The organism is Flagellimonas pelagia (assembly GCF_003584135.1).
GTDB classification, from domain to species: Bacteria; Bacteroidota; Bacteroidia; order Flavobacteriales; family Flavobacteriaceae; genus Flagellimonas; species Flagellimonas pelagia.
The window spans coordinates 44,234-67,647 of record NZ_QXFI01000008.1; the positions used below are offsets into that span (position 1 = coordinate 44,234).

At 43.2% G+C, this 23,414-nt stretch carries 24 protein-coding genes; 14 read left to right on the forward strand and 10 right to left on the reverse strand.

The features are described from left to right. Nucleotides 1-15: 15 nt before the first annotated feature. The 6 genes from D2V05_RS01145 to D2V05_RS01170 all read right to left on the reverse strand — a co-directional run bounded on the left by D2V05_RS01145 (nt 16) and on the right by D2V05_RS01170 (nt 6,188). Nucleotides 16-195 carry a quinol oxidase subunit 4 gene (locus D2V05_RS01145; RefSeq protein ID WP_119645775.1) on the reverse strand — a complete coding sequence of 60 codons (180 nt, stop codon included), beginning with the start codon at nt 193-195 and terminating at the stop codon, nt 16-18. Nucleotides 196-298: 103 nt separating this feature from the next. Further along, nucleotides 299-991 carry a uracil-DNA glycosylase family protein gene (locus tag D2V05_RS01150; RefSeq protein WP_119645776.1) on the reverse strand — a complete coding sequence of 231 codons (693 nt, stop codon included), beginning with the start codon at nt 989-991 and terminating at the stop codon, nt 299-301. A gap of 11 nt (nt 992-1,002) precedes the next feature. Next, nucleotides 1,003-3,549 carry a phosphoenolpyruvate carboxylase gene (locus D2V05_RS01155; RefSeq protein ID WP_119645777.1) on the reverse strand — a complete coding sequence of 849 codons (2,547 nt, stop codon included), beginning with the start codon at nt 3,547-3,549 and terminating at the stop codon, nt 1,003-1,005. A gap of 170 nt (nt 3,550-3,719) precedes the next feature. Further along, nucleotides 3,720-4,481, reverse strand: coding sequence for a peroxide stress protein YaaA (gene yaaA, locus D2V05_RS01160; RefSeq protein WP_119645778.1), 762 nt, complete (start codon nt 4,479-4,481; stop codon nt 3,720-3,722). Nucleotides 4,482-4,569: 88 nt separating this feature from the next. Then, the gene (locus D2V05_RS01165) at nt 4,570-5,598 is read right to left on the reverse strand and encodes an RluA family pseudouridine synthase (protein ID WP_119645779.1); all 1,029 of its coding nucleotides are present in this window, start codon (nt 5,596-5,598) and stop codon (nt 4,570-4,572) included. Between the two features lie 2 nt (nt 5,599-5,600). After that, nucleotides 5,601-6,188 (reverse strand): PASTA domain-containing protein, encoded by a 588-nt coding sequence (locus tag D2V05_RS01170; protein WP_119642014.1) that lies wholly within the window; start codon nt 6,186-6,188, stop codon nt 5,601-5,603. 79 nt (nt 6,189-6,267) lie between these two features. Here D2V05_RS01170 and D2V05_RS01175 point away from each other — a divergent pair, with 79 nt between their 5' ends. The 6 genes from D2V05_RS01175 to D2V05_RS01200 all read left to right on the forward strand — a co-directional run bounded on the left by D2V05_RS01175 (nt 6,268) and on the right by D2V05_RS01200 (nt 11,995). Continuing rightward, complete coding sequence (locus D2V05_RS01175) at nt 6,268-7,242, forward strand: D-alanine--D-alanine ligase (RefSeq protein WP_119645780.1); 975 nt, start codon at nt 6,268-6,270, stop codon at nt 7,240-7,242. Between the two features lie 35 nt (nt 7,243-7,277). Then, nucleotides 7,278-7,736 (forward strand): pantetheine-phosphate adenylyltransferase, encoded by a 459-nt coding sequence (gene coaD, locus D2V05_RS01180; RefSeq protein WP_119645781.1) that lies wholly within the window; start codon nt 7,278-7,280, stop codon nt 7,734-7,736. 187 nt (nt 7,737-7,923) lie between these two features. After that, nucleotides 7,924-8,430: a PAS domain-containing protein gene (locus tag D2V05_RS01185; protein WP_183114764.1), complete on the forward strand. Its 507-nt coding sequence runs from the start codon at nt 7,924-7,926 to the stop codon at nt 8,428-8,430. Further along, complete coding sequence (locus D2V05_RS01190) at nt 8,331-9,752, forward strand: sensor histidine kinase (RefSeq protein ID WP_417935664.1); 1,422 nt, start codon at nt 8,331-8,333, stop codon at nt 9,750-9,752. Before D2V05_RS01185 ends, D2V05_RS01190 begins: the two co-directional genes overlap by 100 nt. After that, the gene (locus D2V05_RS01195) at nt 9,736-10,149 is read left to right on the forward strand and encodes a response regulator (protein ID WP_119645784.1); all 414 of its coding nucleotides are present in this window, start codon (nt 9,736-9,738) and stop codon (nt 10,147-10,149) included. The genes D2V05_RS01190 and D2V05_RS01195 overlap by 17 nt, the downstream gene beginning before the upstream one ends. Before the next feature lie 73 nt (nt 10,150-10,222). Continuing rightward, on the forward strand, nt 10,223-11,995 hold the full coding sequence (locus D2V05_RS01200; protein ID WP_119645785.1) for a M14 family metallopeptidase: 1,773 nt from the start codon (nt 10,223-10,225) through the stop codon (nt 11,993-11,995). Here D2V05_RS01200 and D2V05_RS01205 read toward each other — a convergent pair. Continuing rightward, nucleotides 11,988-12,584, reverse strand: coding sequence for an NUDIX hydrolase (locus D2V05_RS01205; RefSeq protein ID WP_119645786.1), 597 nt, complete (start codon nt 12,582-12,584; stop codon nt 11,988-11,990). The two genes, D2V05_RS01200 and D2V05_RS01205, sit on opposite strands and share 8 nt — an antisense overlap. Nucleotides 12,585-12,591: 7 nt before the next feature. Here D2V05_RS01205 and pyrE point away from each other — a divergent pair, with 7 nt between their 5' ends. Further along, on the forward strand, nt 12,592-13,230 hold the full coding sequence (pyrE, locus tag D2V05_RS01210; protein ID WP_119645787.1) for an orotate phosphoribosyltransferase: 639 nt from the start codon (nt 12,592-12,594) through the stop codon (nt 13,228-13,230). A 10-nt stretch (nt 13,231-13,240) separates the two neighbouring features. Beyond that, entirely contained in the window at nt 13,241-13,639 is a 399-nt protein-coding gene (locus tag D2V05_RS01215; protein ID WP_119645788.1) for an SRPBCC family protein, read from the forward strand. On the opposite strand, the gene D2V05_RS01220 is transcribed toward D2V05_RS01215, so the two are convergent. Further along, on the reverse strand, nt 13,633-14,319 hold the full coding sequence (locus tag D2V05_RS01220) for a biotin--[acetyl-CoA-carboxylase] ligase (protein ID WP_235855356.1): 687 nt from the start codon (nt 14,317-14,319) through the stop codon (nt 13,633-13,635). The two genes, D2V05_RS01215 and D2V05_RS01220, sit on opposite strands and share 7 nt — an antisense overlap. Nucleotides 14,320-14,458: 139 nt before the next feature. Between D2V05_RS01220 and rsfS the strand changes: the two genes are divergently transcribed. Genes rsfS through D2V05_RS01250 form a run of 6 tightly spaced genes read left to right on the forward strand, consistent with a single transcriptional unit; the run spans nt 14,459 to nt 19,177 of the window. Then, a complete protein-coding gene (gene rsfS, locus D2V05_RS01225; RefSeq protein WP_119642004.1) occupies nt 14,459-14,836 on the forward strand; it encodes a ribosome silencing factor in 378 nt (125 codons plus the stop codon). Nucleotides 14,837-14,842: 6 nt separating this feature from the next. After that, nucleotides 14,843-16,789, forward strand: coding sequence for an ATP-dependent zinc metalloprotease FtsH (ftsH, locus tag D2V05_RS01230; protein WP_119645790.1), 1,947 nt, complete (start codon nt 14,843-14,845; stop codon nt 16,787-16,789). Nucleotides 16,790-16,840: 51 nt separating this feature from the next. Beyond that, entirely contained in the window at nt 16,841-17,449 is a 609-nt protein-coding gene (locus D2V05_RS01235; protein ID WP_119645791.1) for an LUD domain-containing protein, read from the forward strand. A gap of 4 nt (nt 17,450-17,453) precedes the next feature. Then, complete coding sequence (locus tag D2V05_RS01240; RefSeq protein ID WP_119645792.1) at nt 17,454-18,257, forward strand: phosphatidate cytidylyltransferase; 804 nt, start codon at nt 17,454-17,456, stop codon at nt 18,255-18,257. Beyond that, complete coding sequence (locus D2V05_RS01245) at nt 18,247-18,921, forward strand: phosphatidylserine decarboxylase family protein (RefSeq protein ID WP_119645793.1); 675 nt, start codon at nt 18,247-18,249, stop codon at nt 18,919-18,921. The genes D2V05_RS01240 and D2V05_RS01245 overlap by 11 nt, the downstream gene beginning before the upstream one ends. Continuing rightward, nucleotides 18,914-19,177 (forward strand): acyl-CoA-binding protein, encoded by a 264-nt coding sequence (locus tag D2V05_RS01250; RefSeq protein ID WP_119641999.1) that lies wholly within the window; start codon nt 18,914-18,916, stop codon nt 19,175-19,177. Before D2V05_RS01245 ends, D2V05_RS01250 begins: the two co-directional genes overlap by 8 nt. Here the strand turns inward: D2V05_RS01250 and D2V05_RS01255 are convergent. Next, complete coding sequence (locus D2V05_RS01255) at nt 19,174-20,442, reverse strand: sterol desaturase family protein (RefSeq protein ID WP_119645794.1); 1,269 nt, start codon at nt 20,440-20,442, stop codon at nt 19,174-19,176. The genes D2V05_RS01250 and D2V05_RS01255 overlap by 4 nt on opposite strands. Nucleotides 20,443-20,710: 268 nt before the next feature. Next, complete coding sequence (locus D2V05_RS01260; protein ID WP_119645795.1) at nt 20,711-23,335, reverse strand: valine--tRNA ligase; 2,625 nt, start codon at nt 23,333-23,335, stop codon at nt 20,711-20,713. Nucleotides 23,336-23,414: the final 79 nt, after the last annotated feature.

Sequence of the window (23,414 nt, forward strand, 5' to 3'; positions counted from 1 at the left end):
TCTTAAACTGACAACTCAGTTCTTATTTTTATTCTTTTGCTGACCGGGAGCATAAGCTTTGGCGCTCTGGTCCCCTGTTATTTTTTTGGCCTGACCTGGCGGAATGCCATTTTTATTTGCATGGTAATTGGCCGAACAGGAAGCCAAAAGCATTACAACACAAATAACTCCGATAATCTTATGGATTGATTTCATTTTCTTGATTTTTAGGTTTCGTGATTGTTATATATACGCAGCAACCGTCTTAAAATTGCCTTAAACAAATTTTAAATCTTTCCTAAGGCTACTAAACACAGTGTTATTTGAAAAATTCGCGATACTGTATCACCCTAAAATCAAAAGTGCTAAAGTTTGGATTTATATCTTTCAAATCCTTATATGCCTGCAAACTGCCGACGGCACGGTTGGCAGCTCCTGAAGGAGCCGTAAGGGAAACCGTTTTTACTATTCTATACCCAACTACTTGGCTCGAAGTGACAGGCAATTTAAATTGATGGATTCGGGGTACTTCATCGGATACCACATCCAATTTTATGTTGTGTTCCTTCAACTGTTTCCGAAAAAAATATTCTGGTCCATTTTTGCTATTTCCTCCTGTGAACAAAAGGGTATCGATATTTTGATATTGCTGCAAATAACCAATTAAATCACGAAGCTCAACATTCTGCATTCCCAAATCAGAAGCATCAATCTTGGTGCGTTCTGCACTCTGCACAATATCACAGACCCCTATCCTATGTTTCAAAAGAAATTGTTCACGTTGTGCTATGGCCTCGGCCGTGGTCTCATATTTTAACCCCAGATCAAAGATTCGGTCCAAAATAGGCCAGAGCATACCATTACAGCTCCCATAACAGAAATCAACATCCTCTTTTTTCAACTCCCCTGTCGTAAAACGGGGCGGCGGCAGGGTACCCACGATAAGTTTGGTAGCTTCTGGGAACAGAAACGGTTCATAGGGATGTATGTGCTGAAAAACTTTGGATTCCAAGATTTTCTTCGCTAGGCGGAATTTCTACTGGCGTTGATGTTTCCGTAAAGGGATCTCGTCACTATTTTTTCGTACAGATCCAAATATTCCGACTTCTGGGTGATGTGGTACAAGGCATTCTGTTGAATCACCAAAAGAGGCAATACAATTTTCTCCCTGATCTTCACCGATTCCCTCGAAACCTCTTCGTCTTCCATCAAAATCTTCAGTCCAGAAATTTGTAACAGCATTTTTTTGGACAACTCGAACTCATCATGCAGAATGTCCCAAAACTCACCATACTCGGGATCCTCCTTCATATAACTGGTCAAATCAAAGTTGGTTTTGGCCAAGGACATCATACTATTGAGCATCAATGCCTTGAAGAAGGGAACCTCTCGATATAATTTTTTCACCTCGTTCAATCTGCCTTCCTCTTTCAGTTTTTGGATGGCCGATCCCAATCCAAAATATCCCGGCACATTCTGCTTCAACTGGCTCCAAGATCCCACAAAAGAGATGGCCCGAAGGTCGGAAAGGGTCAGCTTGGCTTTATTTCCCCTTTTCCCAGGCCTACTTCCAATATTGGCCTTGGTATAATATTTTAAGGTACTTCGGTGTTCCAAATATGGGATGAACTTTTCATGTTGTTTTAGGGCATCGTACTTATCAAAGCTCAAATCCGAAAGTTCCTCCATCAATTTCCGTTGGGCGGATGTCATTACCAATTCTTTCCCATAAATATTGTTGCTGAGGCCCGCGGTGAGCAATTGCTCCGAATTGTGGATGAACTGTTCCTTGGTCCCATACGTACTGGTAATGGTCTGCCCCTGAATTGTCAGTTGAATTTCATGGTTGGCCACATCCTTGGTCTGGGCCGCATAAAACCTATGGGTCTTGCCTCCTCCCCTAGCTGGTGGACCTCCCCTGCCATCAAAAAAGACCGCTTTTATACCGTTTTTTTTGCACACCTTGCTCAAGGTTTCCTTGGTCTTCAAGATGGACCAGTTTGCCTTAAGGTAACCTCCATCCTTGGTTCCATCGGAAAAACCGAGCATAATGGTATGGGTCTCGTTTCGGCGTTCAAGGTGTTTTCTATATTTAGGAATATCGAACAAGGTCTGCATTACCTCTTCGGAAACTTCCATTCCTTTCATGGTCTCAAAAAGCGGAATGATATCGAAGGTGATTTCCTTTTCGTCCCAACCGCACCATCTGAACAATCCAAAGACAAACAATACCGAAAAGATATCTTCAGAATTGCTGATGATGTAACGGTTGCATCCATCCTCTCCATTTCGTTCCTGAATTGCTTTGAGTTGTTGGATATTGGTAATGGTATCCTTTACTATTTCTTCATCATAATCTGCAGGATCCAGTTTGAGTTCTTTTTGCAACAACCACTGCACCAATTCCTTTTCTTTGAGTTCATCCAGACTTTCTTTGATGGCCCCTTGTTTTTTCAGGATGGTTTCCACAGCCAATTTATGTTTGCTGTGGTCTTGGCGGATGTCCAAAGAGGCAAAGTGGGTCTTGAAAATATGGACCTTATCGATAAACTGATCCAAGAGATCCAAGTATAGCTCATGGTAGTCCGAAATCAGTTTTTCCCGAACGGACTCCAAATGGTTGATGATCTCACTGTATTGGATAGGTGCCTTGGCATCGAACATGGCCAAGTAGAGCTTTGCGCTCAACTCGTTCAAATCGTCCTGCATGCCCTTAAAAGTGAGTTTCTTCCTCAACTCTTTCAGGTCATTGTAGTAGCATTTCATCAACGTCAGCCGCAATTCATCGGCCACTTGCCTTGTGATATCGGCAGTCACAAATGGGTTGCCATCTCGGTCACCGCCGGGCCAAAAGCCCAATTTGATAATGTTATAATTGGCAAAGTGCTCATCCTTGATGTTACTCTTCACATATTGATAAAGCTCACCCACAGCATCATAATAGGTATTCCTGAGAATATAAATGATGTTCTTGGCCTCATCCAATGGCGTGGGTTTTTTGGCATTGATCAACGAGGTAAGACCCAATTGCTGCAAGGTCACATCAATATCATAGATCTGGTCATGATCGATCAGCGACCGAAGTTCCGCGATAATGTCCAACACGGCCGGGGTATAAAACTGTGTAGGGTGTGCCGTCAGTACAATACGGGCACTAAAAGTAGACAGTTTTTTGGATACCTTATCCCAGTTCTTAGTCCTGTTCACCAATTCAAAATAATCCTTGATGGTCAACGAGTTACTGTATTTTTGCAGTTTTGGGAAAGCGGCATCCTCCACACTATCATAAAGCACTACCTGTCGTTCCACATACTGGATGATCCTGAACATAAAATCCAAGCGTTCCCTTTCATCCTCAATGTTCACAAAATTGGAAAAGAACACCTCCAAAATCTCTTGTGGTTCCTTGCCAGCTTTAAGTCCCTTCTCGCACTGGTCGAGCAAAAGGGGAATCAAAATGCCCACATTTTCCACATTTTTATAAGGCAAGCTCAAAAACAAACTATTGTATATGTTGAACTTGTTGGTTACCGACTTTTTAAATTCTTCTAACCGTCTGGAATGCTGCATGAATCTTTTGGTGTTTGTGTTTTAAATAAGTGTACACCCAAAGGTCGTGATTAAAGTGAAACCTTGGGATTAAATTTAAACGTATCACAATTTAGGACCGGTGCCCTTCAATCATAACACGGTTCAATGAACACTAAAACATAATAAATCTGGTTGTCTTTGCCAAAGAATCAGCGAATGAAAACCGGTTCATTGGCTTTCAAGGTATGTTCCTGGCTGAAGAGGTATCCGTCATAATCAAAACCTTTAATGTCTTCCAAGGTCTTGGCATCGGTATCGAGGATATACCGAACCATGGAGCCCCTTGCCTTTTTGGCGAAGAAACTGATGATCTTCAATTGATCGTTTTTCCAGTCCTTGAAAATGGGAGTGATGACCGGCACCTTGAGTTTCTTTTCGTCCACGGCTCCAAAATATTCGTTACTGGCCAAGTTTACAAAAAGTTCCCCGTCCTCCAGTTCTTGGTTCAAATGGTCGGTAAGTTGTTTCTTCCAGAATTCGTGCAGGTTCTTCTTGCGACCTATCTTCAGTTGAGTTCCCATTTCCAAACGGTAGGGTTGAATCAAGTCCAAAGGTTTCAATATGCCGTAAAGACCTGACAAGATGCGAAGTGTATCCTGCAACTTCTGCAGTTTCTCCACTGGAATGGATTGGGCATCCAATCCTTGGTACACATCCCCATTGAAGGCATACACGGCAGGTCTTGCATTTTCCGGACTAAAAGGCAATGAAAATTGTTGGTTACGTTCCCAGTTCAATTGTGCCAGGTTATCAGAAATGGACATAAGCTTTGACAATGCTTTTGGCTTTTTCTTTTTAAGAACGGCATTCAGCTTTTGCGCCTCTTCCAAAAATTTTGGCTGACTGTATTCTGAGGTAGGTAAAGTCGATTCAAAATCGAGGGACTTGGCCGGGGATATAACAATTTTCATTCAGTTCTATTTTCGTCAAAAATAAAGAGGAATTTCAAATCAAGAAAAAGATGTCCAATGGTGTTTTCAATTCCAGGATTGATGGAAACTATGACTCGTGATGTTTGGCATAACTGCGCCACTTTTCAATACAGTTGACCATATCCTCAGGCAGTTCGGAATCAAAACGCATGAACTCTCCCGTAACAGGATGCTCAAAGCCCAAGGTCTTGGCGTGCAGGGCCTGTCTCGGCAATTCCTTAAAGGCATTTTCCACAAATTGTTTGTATTTGGTAAATGTGGTTCCCTTCAAGATTTTGTCGCCTCCGTACCTTTCATCGTTGAACAAAGTATGCCCAATATATTTCATGTGCACCCGAATCTGGTGGGTCCTTCCGGTTTCCAACTTGCAGGAAACCAAGGTTACATAACCCAAACGTTCCAATACCTTATAATGGGTAATGGCTTCCTTTCCATCTTCTCCATCCGGATAAACGGTCATTTGCAATCGGTTCTTTGGGTGTCTTCCAATGTTACCCTCAATGGTACCTTCGTCCTGTTCCACATTACCCCAAACCAAGGCCACATATTCCCTTTCGCTGCTTTTTTCGAAAAATTGCTGGGCCAAATGGGTCATGGCCGTCTCCGTCTTGGCGATCACCAAAAGTCCGGAAGTATCCTTATCGATTCGATGCACGAGTCCTGGCCTGTTCGAACTATTGTTGGGCAGGTTCTCAAAATGATACACTAAAGCATTAATGAGTGTACCGGAATAATTGCCATGACCGGGATGCACCACCATTCCTGCAGGTTTGTTTACCACCAACAGTGTGTCGTCCTCGTAAACGATGTCCAGTGGAATATTCTCAGGGGTCAGCAGAAATTCGTAGGGAGGATGTTCAAAAAGCACCTTTACCTCATCCCCCGCCTTTACCTTATAGTTTTGCTTTACGATGGCACCGTTCACCCAAATATGGCCTTGCTTGGCAGCCTGTTGGATTTTGTTGCGCGTAGCGTTTTCAATAAAATTCATCAGAAATTTATCTACCCGCAAGGGCTCCTGCCCTTTTGACGCCACAAATCGGTGATGCTCAAACAGGTCGTCCGACGAAAGGTCGTTTTGATCCGAAATATCCATGGCTATTCGGAATCCGCCTTCACCCTGGCACTACCTGGAATGGTACCATTGCCACAGATCAGCTCAATTTTTGAAGTCTTGGGCAACTTATCGCCCGGCTTTATATATTTCCCCTTGAACTTGATGTTGTAAACCATGTCCTTACCCAGTTCATCAATATAGGTCACACGTTCCACCTCAAGACCTACGGCACGGAGCATGGATGTTGCATTACGCTGTGTCACTTGAATGATATCAGGCACACTCACCTTTTTGTACCCAGATGGATTCACGGTAAAATAAATTTTACGGTTGGCCTTTACCTTGTTTCCCGCAGGAGGGTTTTGGTCCAAAATGGAGAATCGTGGGTAATCGGGGTTATAGTTGGAGGAATCCAAAACTTGATAGCGCAGTCCCGCCTCTTCCACGGCCTTTCGCATTTCCGATACGGACATCTTGGAAAAATCAGGTACCTCTACAAACTCACCGTGGTTGGTGGTACCCTTGAGCCATTGCATGGTCAGGATTACCAAGACCACAACGGCCACAACGGCCAGACCGAGTTGTATGAGAAAAGTCTTGCTTTTCAAAAAGTTCAAAAAATTTTTCATGCAGTAAACCTTATCGGGACAAATATAGGAAAGCCAACCCTTTTTTCTTTATTTTGGCTTTGCGATATTTTGAAAGCCGATGAAAAAGAACATTGCCATCATCATGGGAGGTTACTCCAGTGAGTACGGCATTTCCATGAAAAGTGGGAACGTAGTCCACAAATACCTGAATCCCGACAAATACCATGCGTACCGCTTGATTATTTCCAAAGAAAAATGGTTCTATCTGGATAAGGATGATAACGAATTTCCTGTGGACAGGGCCGATTTCAGCATCAGCCCAAATGGACAAAAAATACATTTTGATTGTGTTTTCAATGCCATCCACGGCACACCTGGTGAAGATGGACTCATGCAGGCCTATTTTGAGCTTTTGGGGATTCCCCACACCTCCTGCAACCATTATGAATCCGCCCTTACCTTCAATAAAAGGGATCTTTTAAGCACGCTTAAACCCTACGCGGTCCCTTGTGCCATATCCTATCATTTGAACAAGGGCCAGCAGGTTGATGAGGATGCAATCGTGGAGAAAGTCGGGCTGCCCTGTTTTGTAAAGGCCAATCGGGCCGGGAGCAGCTACGGGGTTTCCAAAGTATATCAAAAAGAGGAATTGCACTCTGCTATTGAGTCTGCATTTAAGGAGGATGATCAAGTGATCATCGAATCTTTTTTGGAAGGAACCGAGGTATCTGTGGGTGTGATCACCTTCAAGGGAGAAGTGACCGTACTGCCCATAACAGAGATCATTTCCGAGAACGACTTTTTTGACTTTGAGGCCAAATATCAGGGTAAGTCCCAAGAAATTACTCCCGCAAGGATCAACGAGGCGCAGGAACAAAATGTGAGGAAACTGGCCGAATTCATTTATAAAACCTTAGGATTGAAGGGTTATACCCGTAGCGAATTTATTTTCATCGATGATGTGCCACACCTTTTGGAAGTGAACACTACACCTGGACTGACGGAAGAAAGTCTTTTGCCCCAACAGGCCAGAACAGCGGGCATAAGCTTGGAAGAACTTTTTGATAGCGCTATCGAAGAGGCCTTACGATAGAAAACCGTATTTTTAAACAAACTTTTTTCTAGCTTATGAGACGTGCATTGTTCCCTGGTTCCTTTGACCCCCTTACCCTAGGTCACTACGACATCATCAAAAGAGGCATTACCCTTTTTGATGAACTGGTGATCGCCATTGGGATCAATGCCGATAAAAAATACATGTTTTCCCTCGAAGAAAGGACGAAGTTCATTGAAGAAGCCTTTAAGGATGAGCCCAAAATAAAAGTGGTCACCTATCAGGGAATGACTGTGGATTTTTGTAAAGAGATCGGGGCGGAATTTATTTTGAGAGGGCTCCGCAATCCCGCGGATTTCGAATTTGAAAAGGCCATTGCCCATACCAACCGAAAGCTCTCCGAAATAGAAACGGTCTTCTTGTTGACCTCTTCCGGAAAGTCGTTCATCAGCTCTTCCATTGTCCGTGACGTCATCCGAAACGGGGGGGATTACACTGGTCTTGTACCCGATACCGTTGTGGTAAAACGCTAGTACTACTGCATGCTCACAAAGCCTTTTAAGCTAATTTGTAGGCTAAATCTTTCAAAACAGAATGGGTAAACTTGGGCTTTTTCCGAAAAGACCACATTTTTTACCCCTTTCACAACATTAAATAAGTAAAATTTGCCAATACTGATAAATTGGTCAGAAATTTCTTAATTGTACAAACCCCCGTACCTTGAAAGCAGTTGAGAGAATAGAACAGCATTATTTACTGAGACAGTTGCCCCAAGCCACCGCATTGGTCGGTTTGGATGGCTCCTTGGTGGATGCATCCGATTCGTGGTTGGCCCTTTTTGGCCTCCCTCCCAAGAATTATATGGAGGCTAACATTTTCAAAGTATTGGAACATGTTGGTGACCTTAAGGAAAAATTATCCAACCACAATACCTTCTCTTTTCGACACGATTTGGGACAAGCTAATAATCGTCTTTGGCTTGAAAGCACTTTAACCCCTTGGTATGATGAAAAAGAGAACATTATTGGATCCATTGTCCAGACCCATGATATTTCAAGAGAAGTTGAAAAAGAACTCGAAATTGAACGGATCAATGCCATCCTAAAACAAAATCCGAAGTGGCCCAAGTGGGTCGCTGGGAATATGACGTCCAAACCGAAAGGCTATACTGGTGTGACGAAACCAAAAAAATACACCAAGTCCCCCTGTCTTACGAACCTAATGTAACCGAGGCCATTGACTTTTATAAACCCGGATACAGTAGGAACAAGATTTCCATGATTTTCCACAAGGCCATTCACGAGCGTGCCCCATTCAATGAGCGTTTGATCATCATTACCCAAAAAGGTGAGGAACGCTGGGTACAGTCCGCTGGAAAGGCCATTGAAAAAAATGGAGAGGTCGTGAAGGTTTTTGGCACTTTCCAAGATATTCACGAGCAGGTCATGACCGAGACCAAAGTCATGGAAAACCAACAATTGCTCACCGCTTTGATCGATAACCTTCCATTGAATGTTTTCGTGAAAGACCTCGATTCGAAGAAAATCTTGGTGAACAAGTCAGAATGCGAGTATTTGGAAAAAAGCCCCAGGGAGCTTATCGGAAAAACGGACTTTGACCTCTATGATGAGGAAGTGGCCAAAATTTCCCGGGAAGAGGACCTTGAAGTGATCAAGACTCTTAAACCCATACTCGGCAAAGAAACCATAAGCATAAAAAAGAACGGGCAAGCTACCAATTTCCTAACTTCAAAAATCCCATTATTTGATTTTGAAGGTAAAGTAAGTGGCCTGATCGGCATCAGCATGGATATCTCGGCCATCAAAAAGAAGGAAGATCAATTGCGCAATTTGATAAACCTTACCTCCATCCAAAACAAAAAGCTGATCAATTTTGCCCATATTGTATCCCATAACCTACGATCGCACTCGGCCAACTTTTCCATGTTACTCCAATTTTTGAAATCCGAGGACAATGAAAAGGAGCGTGAACACATCGTGACCATGTTGACCCAAGCTTCAGACAACTTATTGGAAACCTTGGAGAACCTCAACCAAGTGGTGGACATCAACACCAACATCAACCTTAAGAAGGAACAACTCAATATTCACGATACCATTGTAAAAGTGCAGCATAGTCTTACCGCTTTCTTTGATAAGAACCAAGTACAGATCCATAATGAAGTGGACCGTAATCTTGTGGTCAAAAGTATACCCGCCTATTTGGACAGCATTATCCTGAACCTATTGACCAACGCCGTTAAATACCGGCATCCCAACAGAAACCCCGTCATTACCCTGATTACCAAAAAATTAGACCAAAAAGTTATCTTATCGGTTTCCGATAATGGACTTGGAATCGATCTTGAAAGGTATGGCGATAAAATATTTGGCATGTACAAAACGTTCCATAATAACAAGGACGCCAAAGGTTTTGGGCTGTACCTGGTACGAAACCAAATTGAAGCCATGGGTGGAAAAATCACCGTGAACAGCGAAGTGGATAAGGGAACTACCTTCAACGTATATTTTAATGAAGAAAGTAAGTAGTATTTTTATTGTGGATGATGATCCCATAACGGTATTTGGCATCAAAAAAATGTTGAAACCCGTTGCGATTTGTGATGACATCCAGATTTTTCAAAATGGCAAGGAGGCCTATGACGCCCTCAAGGACAGAATTACCACGGGACATGAACTTCCCGAAGTAATTTTTCTGGACATCAACATGCCCATTATGGATGGTTGGGATTTTTTGAAGGAAATGATCGACCTCGATATCCAGGAACGCATCATCATCAACATGATCACTTCGTCCATCGACCCTTCCGATTACCAAAGATGGAACGACTTCAAGGAAAAGTGCCCACACCAGCTCAATTTTAGGAACAAACCCATATTCAAGATAGAGGTATCCGATTTGGAAGGGTTCCATATGGCCTCATAATCATAATATTCCGTATTTTTGGGGCCACCAAAAGGAGTTTCTTTTGGCATAACTAACAAAGTACCCCGACACCTTGAAACATATAGTTTTTTTTGCAGCCCTCGTTCTTTTACTCTCCTGTGAAACGGAAAAGCAGGATACGGTCAACTCCTACCCGACATTTTATGAGGAATCTGGAGGAAAGGAAACGGCCACCTACCAGCAGACCATCGATTTTTATATCACCTTGGCTCGGGATTTTCCCCAGATAAACATTCATACCATTGGGAAAACCGACAGTGGTCTACCATTGCATATGGTAACCTTCAATCCGGAAGGTGATTTCAACTTTGAAAATATTAGAAAGGACAAAACCATCATCCTGATCAACAACGGCATACATCCCGGGGAAAGTGATGGTATAGATGCCACTATGATGCTCTACAGGGATTTGGCCACGGGAAAGATTCCAAGCCCAAAGAAAACAGTATTGGTCACCATTCCCATTTATAACGTAGGTGGATCGTTGAACAGGAATTCCACTACACGTGCCAACCAAAATGGGCCTTTGGAGTATGGATTTAGAGGTAACGCCCTCAACTATGACCTAAACCGGGATTTCATCAAAATGGATACCAAAAATGCGAAGACCTTTGCGGACATCTTCCATTTGGTGAAGCCCGATGTTTTTATCGACAACCATGTGAGCAATGGGGCAGATTACCAATATACCCTCACGCACTTGTTTACCCAACACAACAAGTTGGGCGGAAAAATGGGCGAATACCTGCACGATTCCTTCATGCCCGACATTGAGAAATCATTGAAGGACAAGGAATGGGACATCACTCCTTATGTCAACGTATTCAACGTACCGCCAGAACTTGGCTTTAGCCAATTTATGGATCATCCGAGGTATTCCACGGGATATACAACACTTTGGAGCACCTTGGGGCTTATGGTGGAAACCCACATGCTGAAACCTTATGACCAACGTGTTGAAGGTACCTATGTGATCATGGAAAGTCTTTTGGATGTTGTGGAAAAGGAGCATGATACCATTAAATCATTGCGAAAAGAGACGTTGGAGAAAAATCTTGATCTGGCCGAATACTACTTCAATTGGGCGGTGGACACCACCAAAAGCTCTACCCTACAATTTAAGGGTTTTGAGGCCGATCGGCCCATTAGTGAGGTGACAGGATTGCCTCGATTGAAATATGACCGTTCCAAACCCTTCACCAAGGAAACCGTTTACCAAGATTATTTTTATCCCTTGGATACTGTTTCGGTCCCCGATGCCTATGTGATCAAACAGAGTTGGCAGAGGGTCATTGAACGCTTGGATGCCAACAAGATCCAATATTTTAAACTGGATAAGGACACTACATTAACCGTGGAAACTTATAAAATTCTGGACTACGACACCCGAAATTCACCCTACGAGGGGCATTACCCCCATGCCAACACCAAGGTGGAAAAAAGTACCAAGGAAATCCATTTTAGGGCAGGAGATTATGTAATCCCCACGCGTCAACCGGGCATTCGGTATCTGTTGGAAACGTTGGAACCCCATGCAGTGGACTCCTTTTTCAATTGGAATTTCTTCGATACGGTGCTTCAGCAAAAAGAAGGTTTTTCACCCTATGTTTTTGAAGACATTGCCCTTGAAATGCTGCAAAAAGACTCAATCTTAAGATTGAATTTTGAGGCCAAAAAGAATCTGGACCCTAATTTTTCAAACAATTGGTACGCCCAATTGGACTGGATCTTTCAACGTTCCAAATATTTGGAGGATGCGTATTTGGCCTATCCGATTTATAGGATTGCCAAAGGAAGTGAGGCTTCGGGTATTTTGGCTAAGTAGCCACTTCCTTGAACAAAATTTCAATATTTTTATAGGAATTCTTGATGGCCTTTTGGGTTTTGATGGGCCCTTTCCATTTCACCTTTTCAATTCCTTCGGCCTCTTCGGCTACCAATTTTCCCGTATAGTCCGTGGACATCAGAAACCAATGGGTCTGTTTTAGCCAATATTCCCCGTTTCGTTTAAAAACATGGTAGGTGGTACGCAAAAACCGTTCTATTTTGAGCCCAGTGACCCCGGTCTCCTCCTCCACTTCACGGATGGCGGCACTTTCAATGGTCTCGCCTTTGTCCACCTTGCCCTTGGGCAAATCCCATTTGCCATTTCTTTTGATGAAGAGCACCTTCCCTTTTTCATTCACCACAAAACCGCCACCCGCAACGATCACAGGTATCTTATGCATAAAAAGTTTTAAGATCTTATTTCCATCTGGATGGTACAGATAGGCCTTTTTCAGTTTCTTTTTGGATAACAGATGAATGGCCTCCATGATGGAATCTCCATCCAACGAAAATAGATTTCCGTTGGTATTTTCCGGGCGCTCGTTTGTTAAAATCAGTGGGGACTCATTAACAAAAACTTCATACATTTGCGCAATGGTTTTAGATAAGGAAATCGCTAAAAGAACAGCAGGGCTGTTGCTACAAATTAATGCAATTAAGTTGGAACCCGAAAATCCATTTACATGGGCATCGGGTTGGAAATCCCCAATTTATTGCGATAACAGGATCATGCTTTCCTATCCTGAAATTCGAAATTTTGTTAGGGAGGAAATGGCCAAGCAGGTAGAAAACCTCTATGGAAAACCCGATGTGATCGCCGGTGTTGCCACAGGTGCCATTGGCATTGGCATATTGGTTGCCGAAGCGTTGGGGCTTCCGTTCGTTTACGTAAGGCCCGAACCAAAATCACACGGTAGGCAAAACCAGATAGAAGGTTATTTTGAACCTGGACAGAGTGTGGTGGTCATCGAAGACCTCATCAGTACGGGAAAAAGCAGCCTGAATGCCGTTCGTGCCCTTAAGGATCAAAATGCCAAAGTAAAGGGGATGGTGGCCATTTTCACCTACGGGTTCCCAGTGGCGACCAGCAATTTTGAAGCAGAAGGCGTGGAGCTCCATACCCTCTCCGATTACAACCATTTAATTGAGCAAGCCTCTGAGACACACTACATCAAAGAATCACAGTTAAAAACCCTGTTGGAATGGAAATCCAATCCACAGGAATGGAAATAAAACATCAGCAATGCACATAGAAGCCACTAAAAAGAAAGTTGCCAAGAGCGACAAGGAAGTATTTGAATTCTTGACCGATATCAAAAACTTTGAAACGTTGATGCCCGAAAACATCGACAAATTTGAGGTATTGGATGAAAACACCTTCAAATTTGCATTGAAGGGAATGCCCGAAATTATTTTGAGGCTCAAGGAACAAAACCCGAACGATAAAGTGGTCTTGGGTGCTGCCAGCGATAAATTACCTTTTACCTTGACCGCGGACATTATTGCCTTGGGCGACAATGAAAGTGAGGTAGGTTTGAGCTTTGAAGGGCAGTTCAACGCCATGATGGCCATGATGATCAAATCCCCTATCACCAATTTTATGGAGACCTTGTCCACCAACATGGACAAAATCGGTCAATAAAGCAGGGTCACCTCCTTTAGATCATATTCCTTAAAAATCTGGTCTTCCAACTCCAGGACAAGTTTTCCTGCAGGAGATACGCTTCTTATAAATCCCATGAACATTTCACCTTGGGCATTTGTAAATGTAGATGGTTTGTCCTTTCGGAACAACAACTTTTCATAGGAAGGCAACAATTGGGAAACGGTTTTTGCTTCCAAGCCGTTCAAATGATGTTGCAGTCGAATCAATATGTTGTGCAGCAGTTCGTCCAGGTCAAAGGTTTTCCCTGTCAACAATTTCAGGGAAGAGGCCTTCCCCAAATTTTCGAAATTGGTCTGGTTTACATTCAACCCGATACCGATGATGGCATAGCCGACCAATGGCCCTTTTAGTACATTTTCAATCAAAATGCCACAAATCTTTTGTGAACCTGACATAATGTCGTTGGGCCATTTTACACTGACATTGGGCATGGAAAGTCCATGAAGCACATCGAACACGGCCATGGAAACCCCAATGTTCAACAAAAATTGATGATTCACATGCAATGCATCAAAACTTTTCAAAACACTGAATGTTAGGTTTTTACCTTCTTCAGATTGCCAAACAGTTCCCATTTGTCCCCTACCTTTGAGCTGTTTCTTTGCTACGACTACGGTGTAATCGTCCAACTTCACGGATTGCAGAAGTTCTTTCAAATACAGATTTGTGGAATCCGTGGCATCAAGTTTGATTATTCGAGTTTGTTCTCCCAAAGTGGTGCGCCTTATCGATTTGTTAAAAACTAAGGCTAAGAAAACAAAAAAAACATAACTTTGTAGAAACTAAAATTTTTGAATGCAGAAAACGAAAGCTAGCGCAGATGAACTGATTGCCTTGATCTTAGAAGGGATAGAAGACGTTAAAGGAGTTGACATTAATCTACTGGACCTGAGGGAAATCGAAAATACCGTTTGCGACTATTTTATCATCTGCAATGGTACTTCCAACACGCATGTAAACGCAATTGTATCCTCTATACAAAAAACAGTTAGCAAGGCTTTGCACGACAAACCTTGGCATATTGAAGGCTCAGAAAACGCTGAATGGGTATTGATGGACTATGTAAATGTTGTGGTGCATGTATTTCAAAAACACATTAGGGAATTCTACGACATTGAGGGACTTTGGGGTGACGCCAAAGTAACCATGGTGGAGAGCAGCTACAATTCTTAAAACAAAATGGCAAAAGACAACAATTCAAATACACCCCCTAAGAGGCCGCGTTTTAGTTCGTGGTGGATATATGGTGTGGTTATCGCTTTGATCATCGGTTTCCAATTTTTTGGTGGAAGCAGTTTTTCAAGTACCGAAAAAACCACCACTTCCGAATTACAGGAATTCTTGCGCAATGGCGATATTGCCAAGATCGTGATCATCACTAATACAAGACAGGCAAAGGTCTACCTTACAGAGGAGGCCCTTAAAAAGGATGTGCATAAAGGCGTGGCCAAGAAGCCCCTGTTCCCATCCAGCGGTTTGGTCCCCCAATATGTGTTGGATTATGGGGATTTACAGATTTTCCAGAATGAGATCACCGAAATCAAAAAAGAAAACAACCTAGATACCATTGTTGAGTTCGATACGGAATCCAATGTATTGGGCGAACTTCTATTATCGTTGCTGCCATTTGCGCTGATCATAGGTATTTGGATCTATTTGATGCGAAGAATGTCAGGTGGCGCCGGTGGAGGAGCCGGAGGCCAGATATTCAACATTGGAAAGTCAAAGGCCAAATTGTTCGATGAAAAAACGGATACCCGCACATCCTTTAAAGATGTTGCCGGATTGGAAGGTGCCAAGGAAGAGGTGCAAGAAATTGTGGAATTCCTGAAAAACCCTGATAAATATACTTCCCTTGGAGGTAAAATTCCGAAGGGAGCCCTTTTGGTAGGACCTCCTGGAACAGGTAAAACCCTTTTGGCCAAAGCAGTGGCCGGAGAGGCCAAAGTGCCTTTCTTCTCCCTTTCAGGTTCAGACTTTGTTGAAATGTTTGTAGGTGTGGGTGCCTCTAGGGTTCGTGACCTTTTCAAACAGGCCAAGGACAAGTCCCCTGCCATTATTTTCATTGATGAGATTGATGCCATTGGACGTGCCAGGGGTAAAAACAACTTTACCGGTTCCAACGATGAAAGGGAAAATACTCTGAACCAATTGTTGACCGAAATGGACGGCTTCGGGACCAATACCAACGTAATCGTATTGGCCGCTACCAACCGTGCCGATGTTCTGGACAAAGCCTTAATGCGTGCCGGTCGTTTTGACCGTCAAATCTATGTGGACCTTCCGGATTTGAACGAAAGAAAAGAAATTTTTGAAGTGCACTTGCGCCCAATCAAAACGGCAGAAACCCTCGATTTGGACTTTTTGGCCAAGCAAACACCAGGATTCTCCGGAGCTGATATTGCCAATGTTTGTAACGAAGCTGCCTTGATTGCTGCCCGAAAAGAGAAAAAGGCAGTGACCAAGCAGGATTTCCTTGATGCCGTGGATAGAATTGTGGGGGGGCTCGAGAAAAAGAACAAGATCATTACTCCAGAAGAGAAAAAGACCATTGCCTTCCACGAGGCAGGTCATGCCACGGTAAGCTGGATGTTGGAGCACGCCGCCCCATTGGTAAAGGTCACTATTGTTCCCAGAGGCCAGTCCCTTGGAGCAGCATGGTACCTTCCTGAAGAGCGCTTGATCGTTCGTCCAGAGCAAATGTTGGATGAAATGTGTGCTACCATGGGTGGTAGGGCCGCAGAAAAAGTAATATTCGACAAAATCTCGACAGGTGCATTGAGCGATTTGGAAAAAGTGACCAAACAGGCAAGGGCTATGGTAACCATTTACGGTCTTAACGATGAATTGGGCAACATCACCTATTACGATTCATCCGGGCAAAGTGAATATGGATTTACCAAACCCTACAGTGAGGAAACGGCGCAAAAAATAGATCAGGAAATTTCCAAGATGATCGAAGAGCAGTACCAAAGGGCCATAAAATTGTTGGCCGACAATAAGGACAAGCTCACCGAACTTGCAGAAAGGCTCTTGGAGAAAGAGGTTATCTTTAAGGATGATCTTGAAAAAATCTTCGGTAGAAGACCCTTCGAAAAACAGGAGGAACTTGAACCTGCCAAATAATATATAAACTATTCGACAGAATTTAAATTGAAAATGCACCGGATACTATAGATGGGAGTTTTTAAAAAACTTTTTGGAGGAGGAAAAAAGGTTTCCAAGGAAACTGCGGAAACCCGTGGAGAACATATGCCCGATCTAAAAATTCCCGTAGATGAGAAATTCACCATCTATTTCAAGAAAAACGGAGGCAAATTTATTTACTGTGAGGATTTTTCAGAGGTGTCCGAAGCATTGAAAAATATCATTTCGGAGAACGATTGGCAAAATCATCTACTCTATTCTTTAGACCCTAGGTTGGAAGCCAAATTTTCCCTGGAAAACCTGAAATTTACCGATAGCAGACAGGAAAGCGACATCTTTTTTACCACTTGTGAGCATTTGGTGGCCCATAACGGTTCCATACTGGTATGTTCCAACCAGATCAAGGAGAAAAAATTGGATGAACTTCCCTCCAACCTGATCGTGTTCGCGACCACAAGCCAGTTGGTGGACTCTATCAGCGAAGGACTCAAAATCATCAAGGAGCGATATCAAAAGAATATTCCCAATAACATTACCACCCTTAAACACTTTCAACTTACCCAGGAAAACAAGGATGATTTCCTTTCTTATGGGAGTGCCTCAAAAAATGTCTATCTTTTACTCCTAGAAGACTACTGATTTCATGAGAGAAATTTTACGACGCTCCATCACTGGGGTCATCTACGTGGTGCTTCTCTTGGGGACTGTTTTTTTGAGTTCGGATGCCTTCGACTTCCTTTTTATGGTTTTTGGACTGGCCTGCTTGTACGAGTTCAAAAAAATAGTACGGATTAAGGAGTACTACATTTTTTTGGCCTATTTGGCTTTATGGTGGACGTATATCTATTTGGTACAGGACGGCGACCTCGTTACAGTGCTCATGCTCTTGACCATCACAGTCGACTTGGCCCTCTTGATGTTCCTTTTTTCTAACCGGCCTAGAAAATTTACCGATTTTCAAAAATTTGTGATCGCTGTGTTCTATATCGGTGGCGGGTGCATTTTTTTGACCATGATCCCTTATAAACAGGAAGATTTTGCCCAATTTCTCATCATGGGCATTTTTATATTGATTTGGGTCAATGACACTTTTGCCTATCTTGTAGGAAGGGCATTCGGGCGTACAAAACTTTTCCCTTCGGTTTCTCCAAAAAAAACCATTGAAGGTTCTATCGGAGGTCTTATTTTTGCACTGGTAGCCGCATATATTTTGTCATGGTACGAAACAAAACTTACCGTGGCACAATGGATGGCAATGGCTGCCTTGATCGTGGTTGCCGGTAGTCTGGGTGATCTATTGGAATCCAAGTTCAAACGTATGGCCGGGGTAAAGGATAGTGGTGCCATTTTGCCCGGTCACGGTGGGATTTGGGACCGATTGGATAGCTTGGTGTTTGCCGCGCCCTTTGCCTATTTGATACTTAATTTATTCTCCTATGTTTCATAAAGAGGGTCAAAAAATAATCATTACCACATTTTTTATCGTGGTCGCTGCCATTCTGGCCTCACAATTTTATATTGAATTGGAATGGGTCCGATATGCGGTACAGATAGCTGCCCTAATCCTATTGATTGCCATTCTCCAATTCTTTAGGAATCCAAAAAGACCCGTTACACCCAATTTTGATGAAATCTTGGCCCCTGTTGATGGTAAGGTTGTTGTAATAGAGGAAGTGGACGAGCCCGAATATTTTAAGGAACGAAGAAAACAGGTTTCTATCTTCATGTCGCCCGTTAATGTACATGTGACCCGATATCCTGCCAGCGGTACGGTAACCTATTCCAAATACCATCCAGGAAAATATTTAGTGGCATGGCATCCAAAATCGAGCACAGAGAACGAACGGACAACCGTAATACTCCATACACCCAAGTTCGGAGAAATAGGATATAGGCAAATTGCCGGGGCCATGGCACGCCGCATCGTAAACTATGCCGAAGAGGGAGAACAGGTTACGCAGGGACAAGATGCAGGGTTCATTAAGTTTGGCTCCCGTGTAGATCTTTTATTGCCCTTGAACTGCAATATCACCGTTAAGCTGAACCAAAAAGTGGTCGGTGCCAAAACATGTATAGCTTCCTACAGATCCGATGATGATGATAATGATTGATGAAGAGCTACATAAAAAGTTCAATGAGGCAGTTGAGTATGTCAATAGCTACACAGAACCCCTCCCCGCTGATTTCTTACTGAGACTGTATGCCTATTTTAAAATAGCCAACAGGAATTTTGACAATCCCGGAAGCAGGACCCCTTTAATCAACGCATTTAAGGCCAATGCCTTGTTCCAAGCCAAGAATATTGGTCCAAAACAAGCCATGAAAAAATACATTGAGCTTGTCGAAAAAGAATTGAAATCCCGCTAGGAAACCAAATTGGGTGTTGCCAACGACTTTTCAAAATAGGTGAAATAAATGGCCCCAAAAATGGTGACCACAAAATAGAGTGCCACCAGATAACTTCCCATGGCCCAAAAACCATCGATTCCAAACCAGTCACTGGTCCAATAAATCAAGGCCAAACCGGCAACACCCCTAAAAACTTCTATCCAAATGGCATACCCCGCCCGGTCCATTAAAGTGGTGTAGCCATATACCCCCAGAAAAACAAAGGCACCGAACAACAAGAGACCATCAAAACCGATTTCGGAGTAATTGTAGAACATAAAGAGCATCAATATGGTGGTCACCGTCAATTGGAACAGTGAGTACGCCTTCAAGGCCGTGGATGCTTCAGGTTGATATTTTTTAAAATGATACACATCCTCTATGATTTCTACGGGATATTTGTCCTTTACATCCTTGGGACGCCAACCCGTCGGCATAAACCAAATCCGCAGTTTGTCCCAATAGTTTTCGGTCCTCCAGGCATCTTTGATCAATCGCCATAAATGTTGAAAATTGATGATGATGGGATTCCAGGTATGGGCAGGTTTCAATACTCCGTATTGTGGCGGGACTTCATCCAGCTCCTCTTGGAAGGTTCCGAACATGCGGTCCCAAATACAGAAAATCTGTCCTAGATTCTTATCAATATATTCTGCATTGATGGCATGGTGCACCCTGTGCTGCGAAGGGGTTACGATTACATATTCCAACCAGCCCATTTTGCCAATATGCCGGGTATGGTACCAAAACTGGGCAAACAGATGAATGGGTGCCAAAACGGCGATAACCGTATTGGGAACGCCCAAAAGTGCTGCCGGAATCAACAATAGCGCATAATACCCCAAAAGATTGGAAATGGGCTGGCGAAGGGCGCAGGCCAAATTAAACTCTTCGCTGCTATGATGGATCACATGTTGGTTCCAGAAAAAATTGATATGATGGCTCAACCGATGGTTCCAATATCCAGCAAAATCCAAAGCAATAAAGGCAACTACCCAAACCAGCCATGTGGATTTGATCTCGATGAGCGCTAAATGTTCCAACAAAAAAGGATAACTGACCAGGATGATCCCCAGACCCAGTGAGTCCTTGACCACATTGGTAAGGCCAGAACTTAAACTGCTCACGGTATCCATAACGTTATGCATCTGCTTTTTTGCAAAACGTCCATAAAGCACTTCTACCAATACCAACCCTAGAAAAAAAGGTGTAGCATATAACAATGCCGTTGCGTACGATTCCATTTGTAAAATTTAAAGTTAATCCAATGCAAGTACGGGGTATGCGTCATGAATTTACTCTAAATTTTTAAATAAAGCTATATCGTTTGCGTAAGTAAGATTCGAAATGGACCGCGAACTTCTTTTTATACAGGAAGAAATCCCCACCTTGCTCTTATCCCTGTGCTTCAAAAAATAATTTCCACCTCATAAATTTTCCTGACACCTTATGAAAAAGAAAAAGGGAAGTCCCCCTTCCCTTTTCAAAATCATTACTATTTACAACCAAAGGTTATTGCAAACTGGCCAAACTTTTTTCCAAAGTTTCGATTTTGGCCTCGGCATCGGCGGCTTTTTTACGTTCGATGGCCACCACCTGCTCCGGGGCATTGTTCACGAAACGTTCGTTGCCCAATTTGCCCTGCACCGATTTCAAAAAGCCTTTGGTATACCGAAGTTCTTCCTTGATTTTTTTGATTTCCTCCTCCACGTCGATGGCTCCAGTAATCGGAATAAAATATTCATTGCTTTTTACCCTAAAGCTTAAAGCACCATCCATTCCGGCATCAATCGTTTCCAGTTTGGAAACATTGGCCACCTTCATGATAATGGCGTCCATGTTATCCCCAATACCTTCCGTATTGAGCATAAATAGTTCCAGGGCATCCTTTTGGGGAATGTTCTTTTCCTTTCTAATGGTTCGGATTCCAGAAATAACCTCAGCGGCAAAATCAAAATCGGCTATCAGTTTGGAGTCCACTTTTGCTCCTTTTGGCCATTGTGCCACGATCAAGGCCTCTTCCGGGGTGCGTTCGGCAATATGCTGCCAAACTTCCTCGGTCAAGAAAGGCATGAAGGGGTGCAACAGTTTCAGATTTTCCTCGAACAACTCAATCACTGCATTGAATGTGACTTGGTCAATGGGTTGTTGATACGCTGGCTTCACGATTTCCAATAACCAAGAGCAGAAATCATCCCAAACCAATTTATAAATGGCCATCAAAGCATCGGAAATACGATATTTTGAAAAATGATCCTCGATTTCCACCAGGGTTTGGTTCAACTTGGCCGTGTACCATTCTATCCCAATTTTTGATGCCTCGGGTTGGGGAATATCCGCAACTTCCCATCCTTTTACCAATCGGAAGGCGTTCCAAATCTTATTGGCAAAGTTGGATCCTTGTTGACAAAGGGCTTCATCGAACATGATATCATTCCCCGCTGAAGAACTCAACAAAAGCCCCACTCTTACACCATCCGCACCAAAATCCTCTATCAATTTCAATGCATCCGGAGAATTGCCCAATTGTTTGGACATCTTTCGGCGTTGCTTATCACGTACCAATCCGGTAAAGTACACATTTTCAAAAGGTCGTTTACCTCTATATTCATATCCGGACATGATCATCCGGGCCACCCAAAAAAAGATGATATCGGGTGCGGTGACCAAATCACTGGTCGGATAATAATAGTTGACTTCATCATTATCAGGATCCAAGATCCCCCCAAAAACACTCATGGGCCACAACCACGAAGAAAACCAAGTATCCAAAACATCGGAATCTTGCCGTAAATCGGATTGTTGGATTGCTGGATTTTTGGATTTAGCCAATTCCAAAGCTTGCTCTGGGGTTTCCGCAACCACAAAATCTTCCTTCCCATCCCCGTAGTAGTAAGCCGGAATCTGCTGTCCCCACCACAATTGACGGGATATGTTCCAATCACGGATACCCTCCATCCAATGACGATAGATGTTTTCGAATTTTTTGGGGTAAAACTTGATATCTTCGGTGTTTAAAACAGCATCCAAAGCAGGCTTGGCCAAAGTTTCCATCTTCAAGAACCATTGATCGGACAGCCTGGGCTCTATGACGGCCTTGGTCCTTTCGGAAGTACCCACCTTGTTGATGTGCTGTTCCGTTTTCACCAAAAATCCTTTTTCTTCCAACTCCTTGGCAATTTCCTTGCGGACCACAAAACGATCCTTTCCTTGGTAATGCAACCCAAAGGAGTTTAAGGTAGCATCCTCGTTGAAGATGTCGATGACCTCCAAATCGTGCTTTTCACCCAGATTCTTATCGTTCTCATCATGTGCCGGCGTCACCTTTAGGCACCCGGTACCGAACTCCACGTCCACATATTCATCTTCAATAATCGGGATAACCCTGCCACAAATGGGCACAATGGCCTTTTTGCCACGAAGGTGATGGTATCTTTCATCATTAGGGTTGATACAGATAGCGGTATCTCCCAAAATGGTCTCTGGACGGGTTGTGGCAATCGTCACTTTTTCATCGGAACCTTCAATGGCGTAGGCCAAATAGTATAGATTACCTTGTCTTTCCTCATAAATTACCTCTTCATCGGATAGGGTTGTTTTCGCCTCCGGGTCCCAATTCACCATTCGGTAACCCCTGTAAATCAATCCTTTATTGTACAAATCCACAAAAACCTTGATTACGGATGCGGACATATCGTCATCCATGGTAAACTTGGTACGGTTCCAATCACAGGAACAGCCCAATTTTTTTAATTGTTGAAGGATGACACCTCCATACTCATGGGTCCAATCCCAAGCATGCTTTAAAAAATCCTCGCGGGACAGAGTTGCTTTATCAATACCTTCTTCCTTCAACTTTGCCACAACTTTGGCCTCTGTAGCAATGGAGGCATGGTCCGTACCGGGCACCCAACAGGCATTTTTCCCCAACAGTCTTGCGCGACGAATGAGAACATCCTGAATGGTATTGTTGAGCATATGCCCCATATGAAGTACTCCCGTAACGTTTGGCGGTGGGATCACTATGGTGTAAGGTTCCCTTTCATCTGGGGTGGAGCTAAAATAATCATGCTTTGTCCAGTAGGTATACCAATGCTCTTCAACCCTTTTGGGCTCATATTTTGATGGAATTTCCATTTTTCGGTACAGTTTTTGTTAAATCAAGGATTTGGATTGGTTTTTTTGAAGGGAAAGCGCAATGTTAATTTTATGCTAT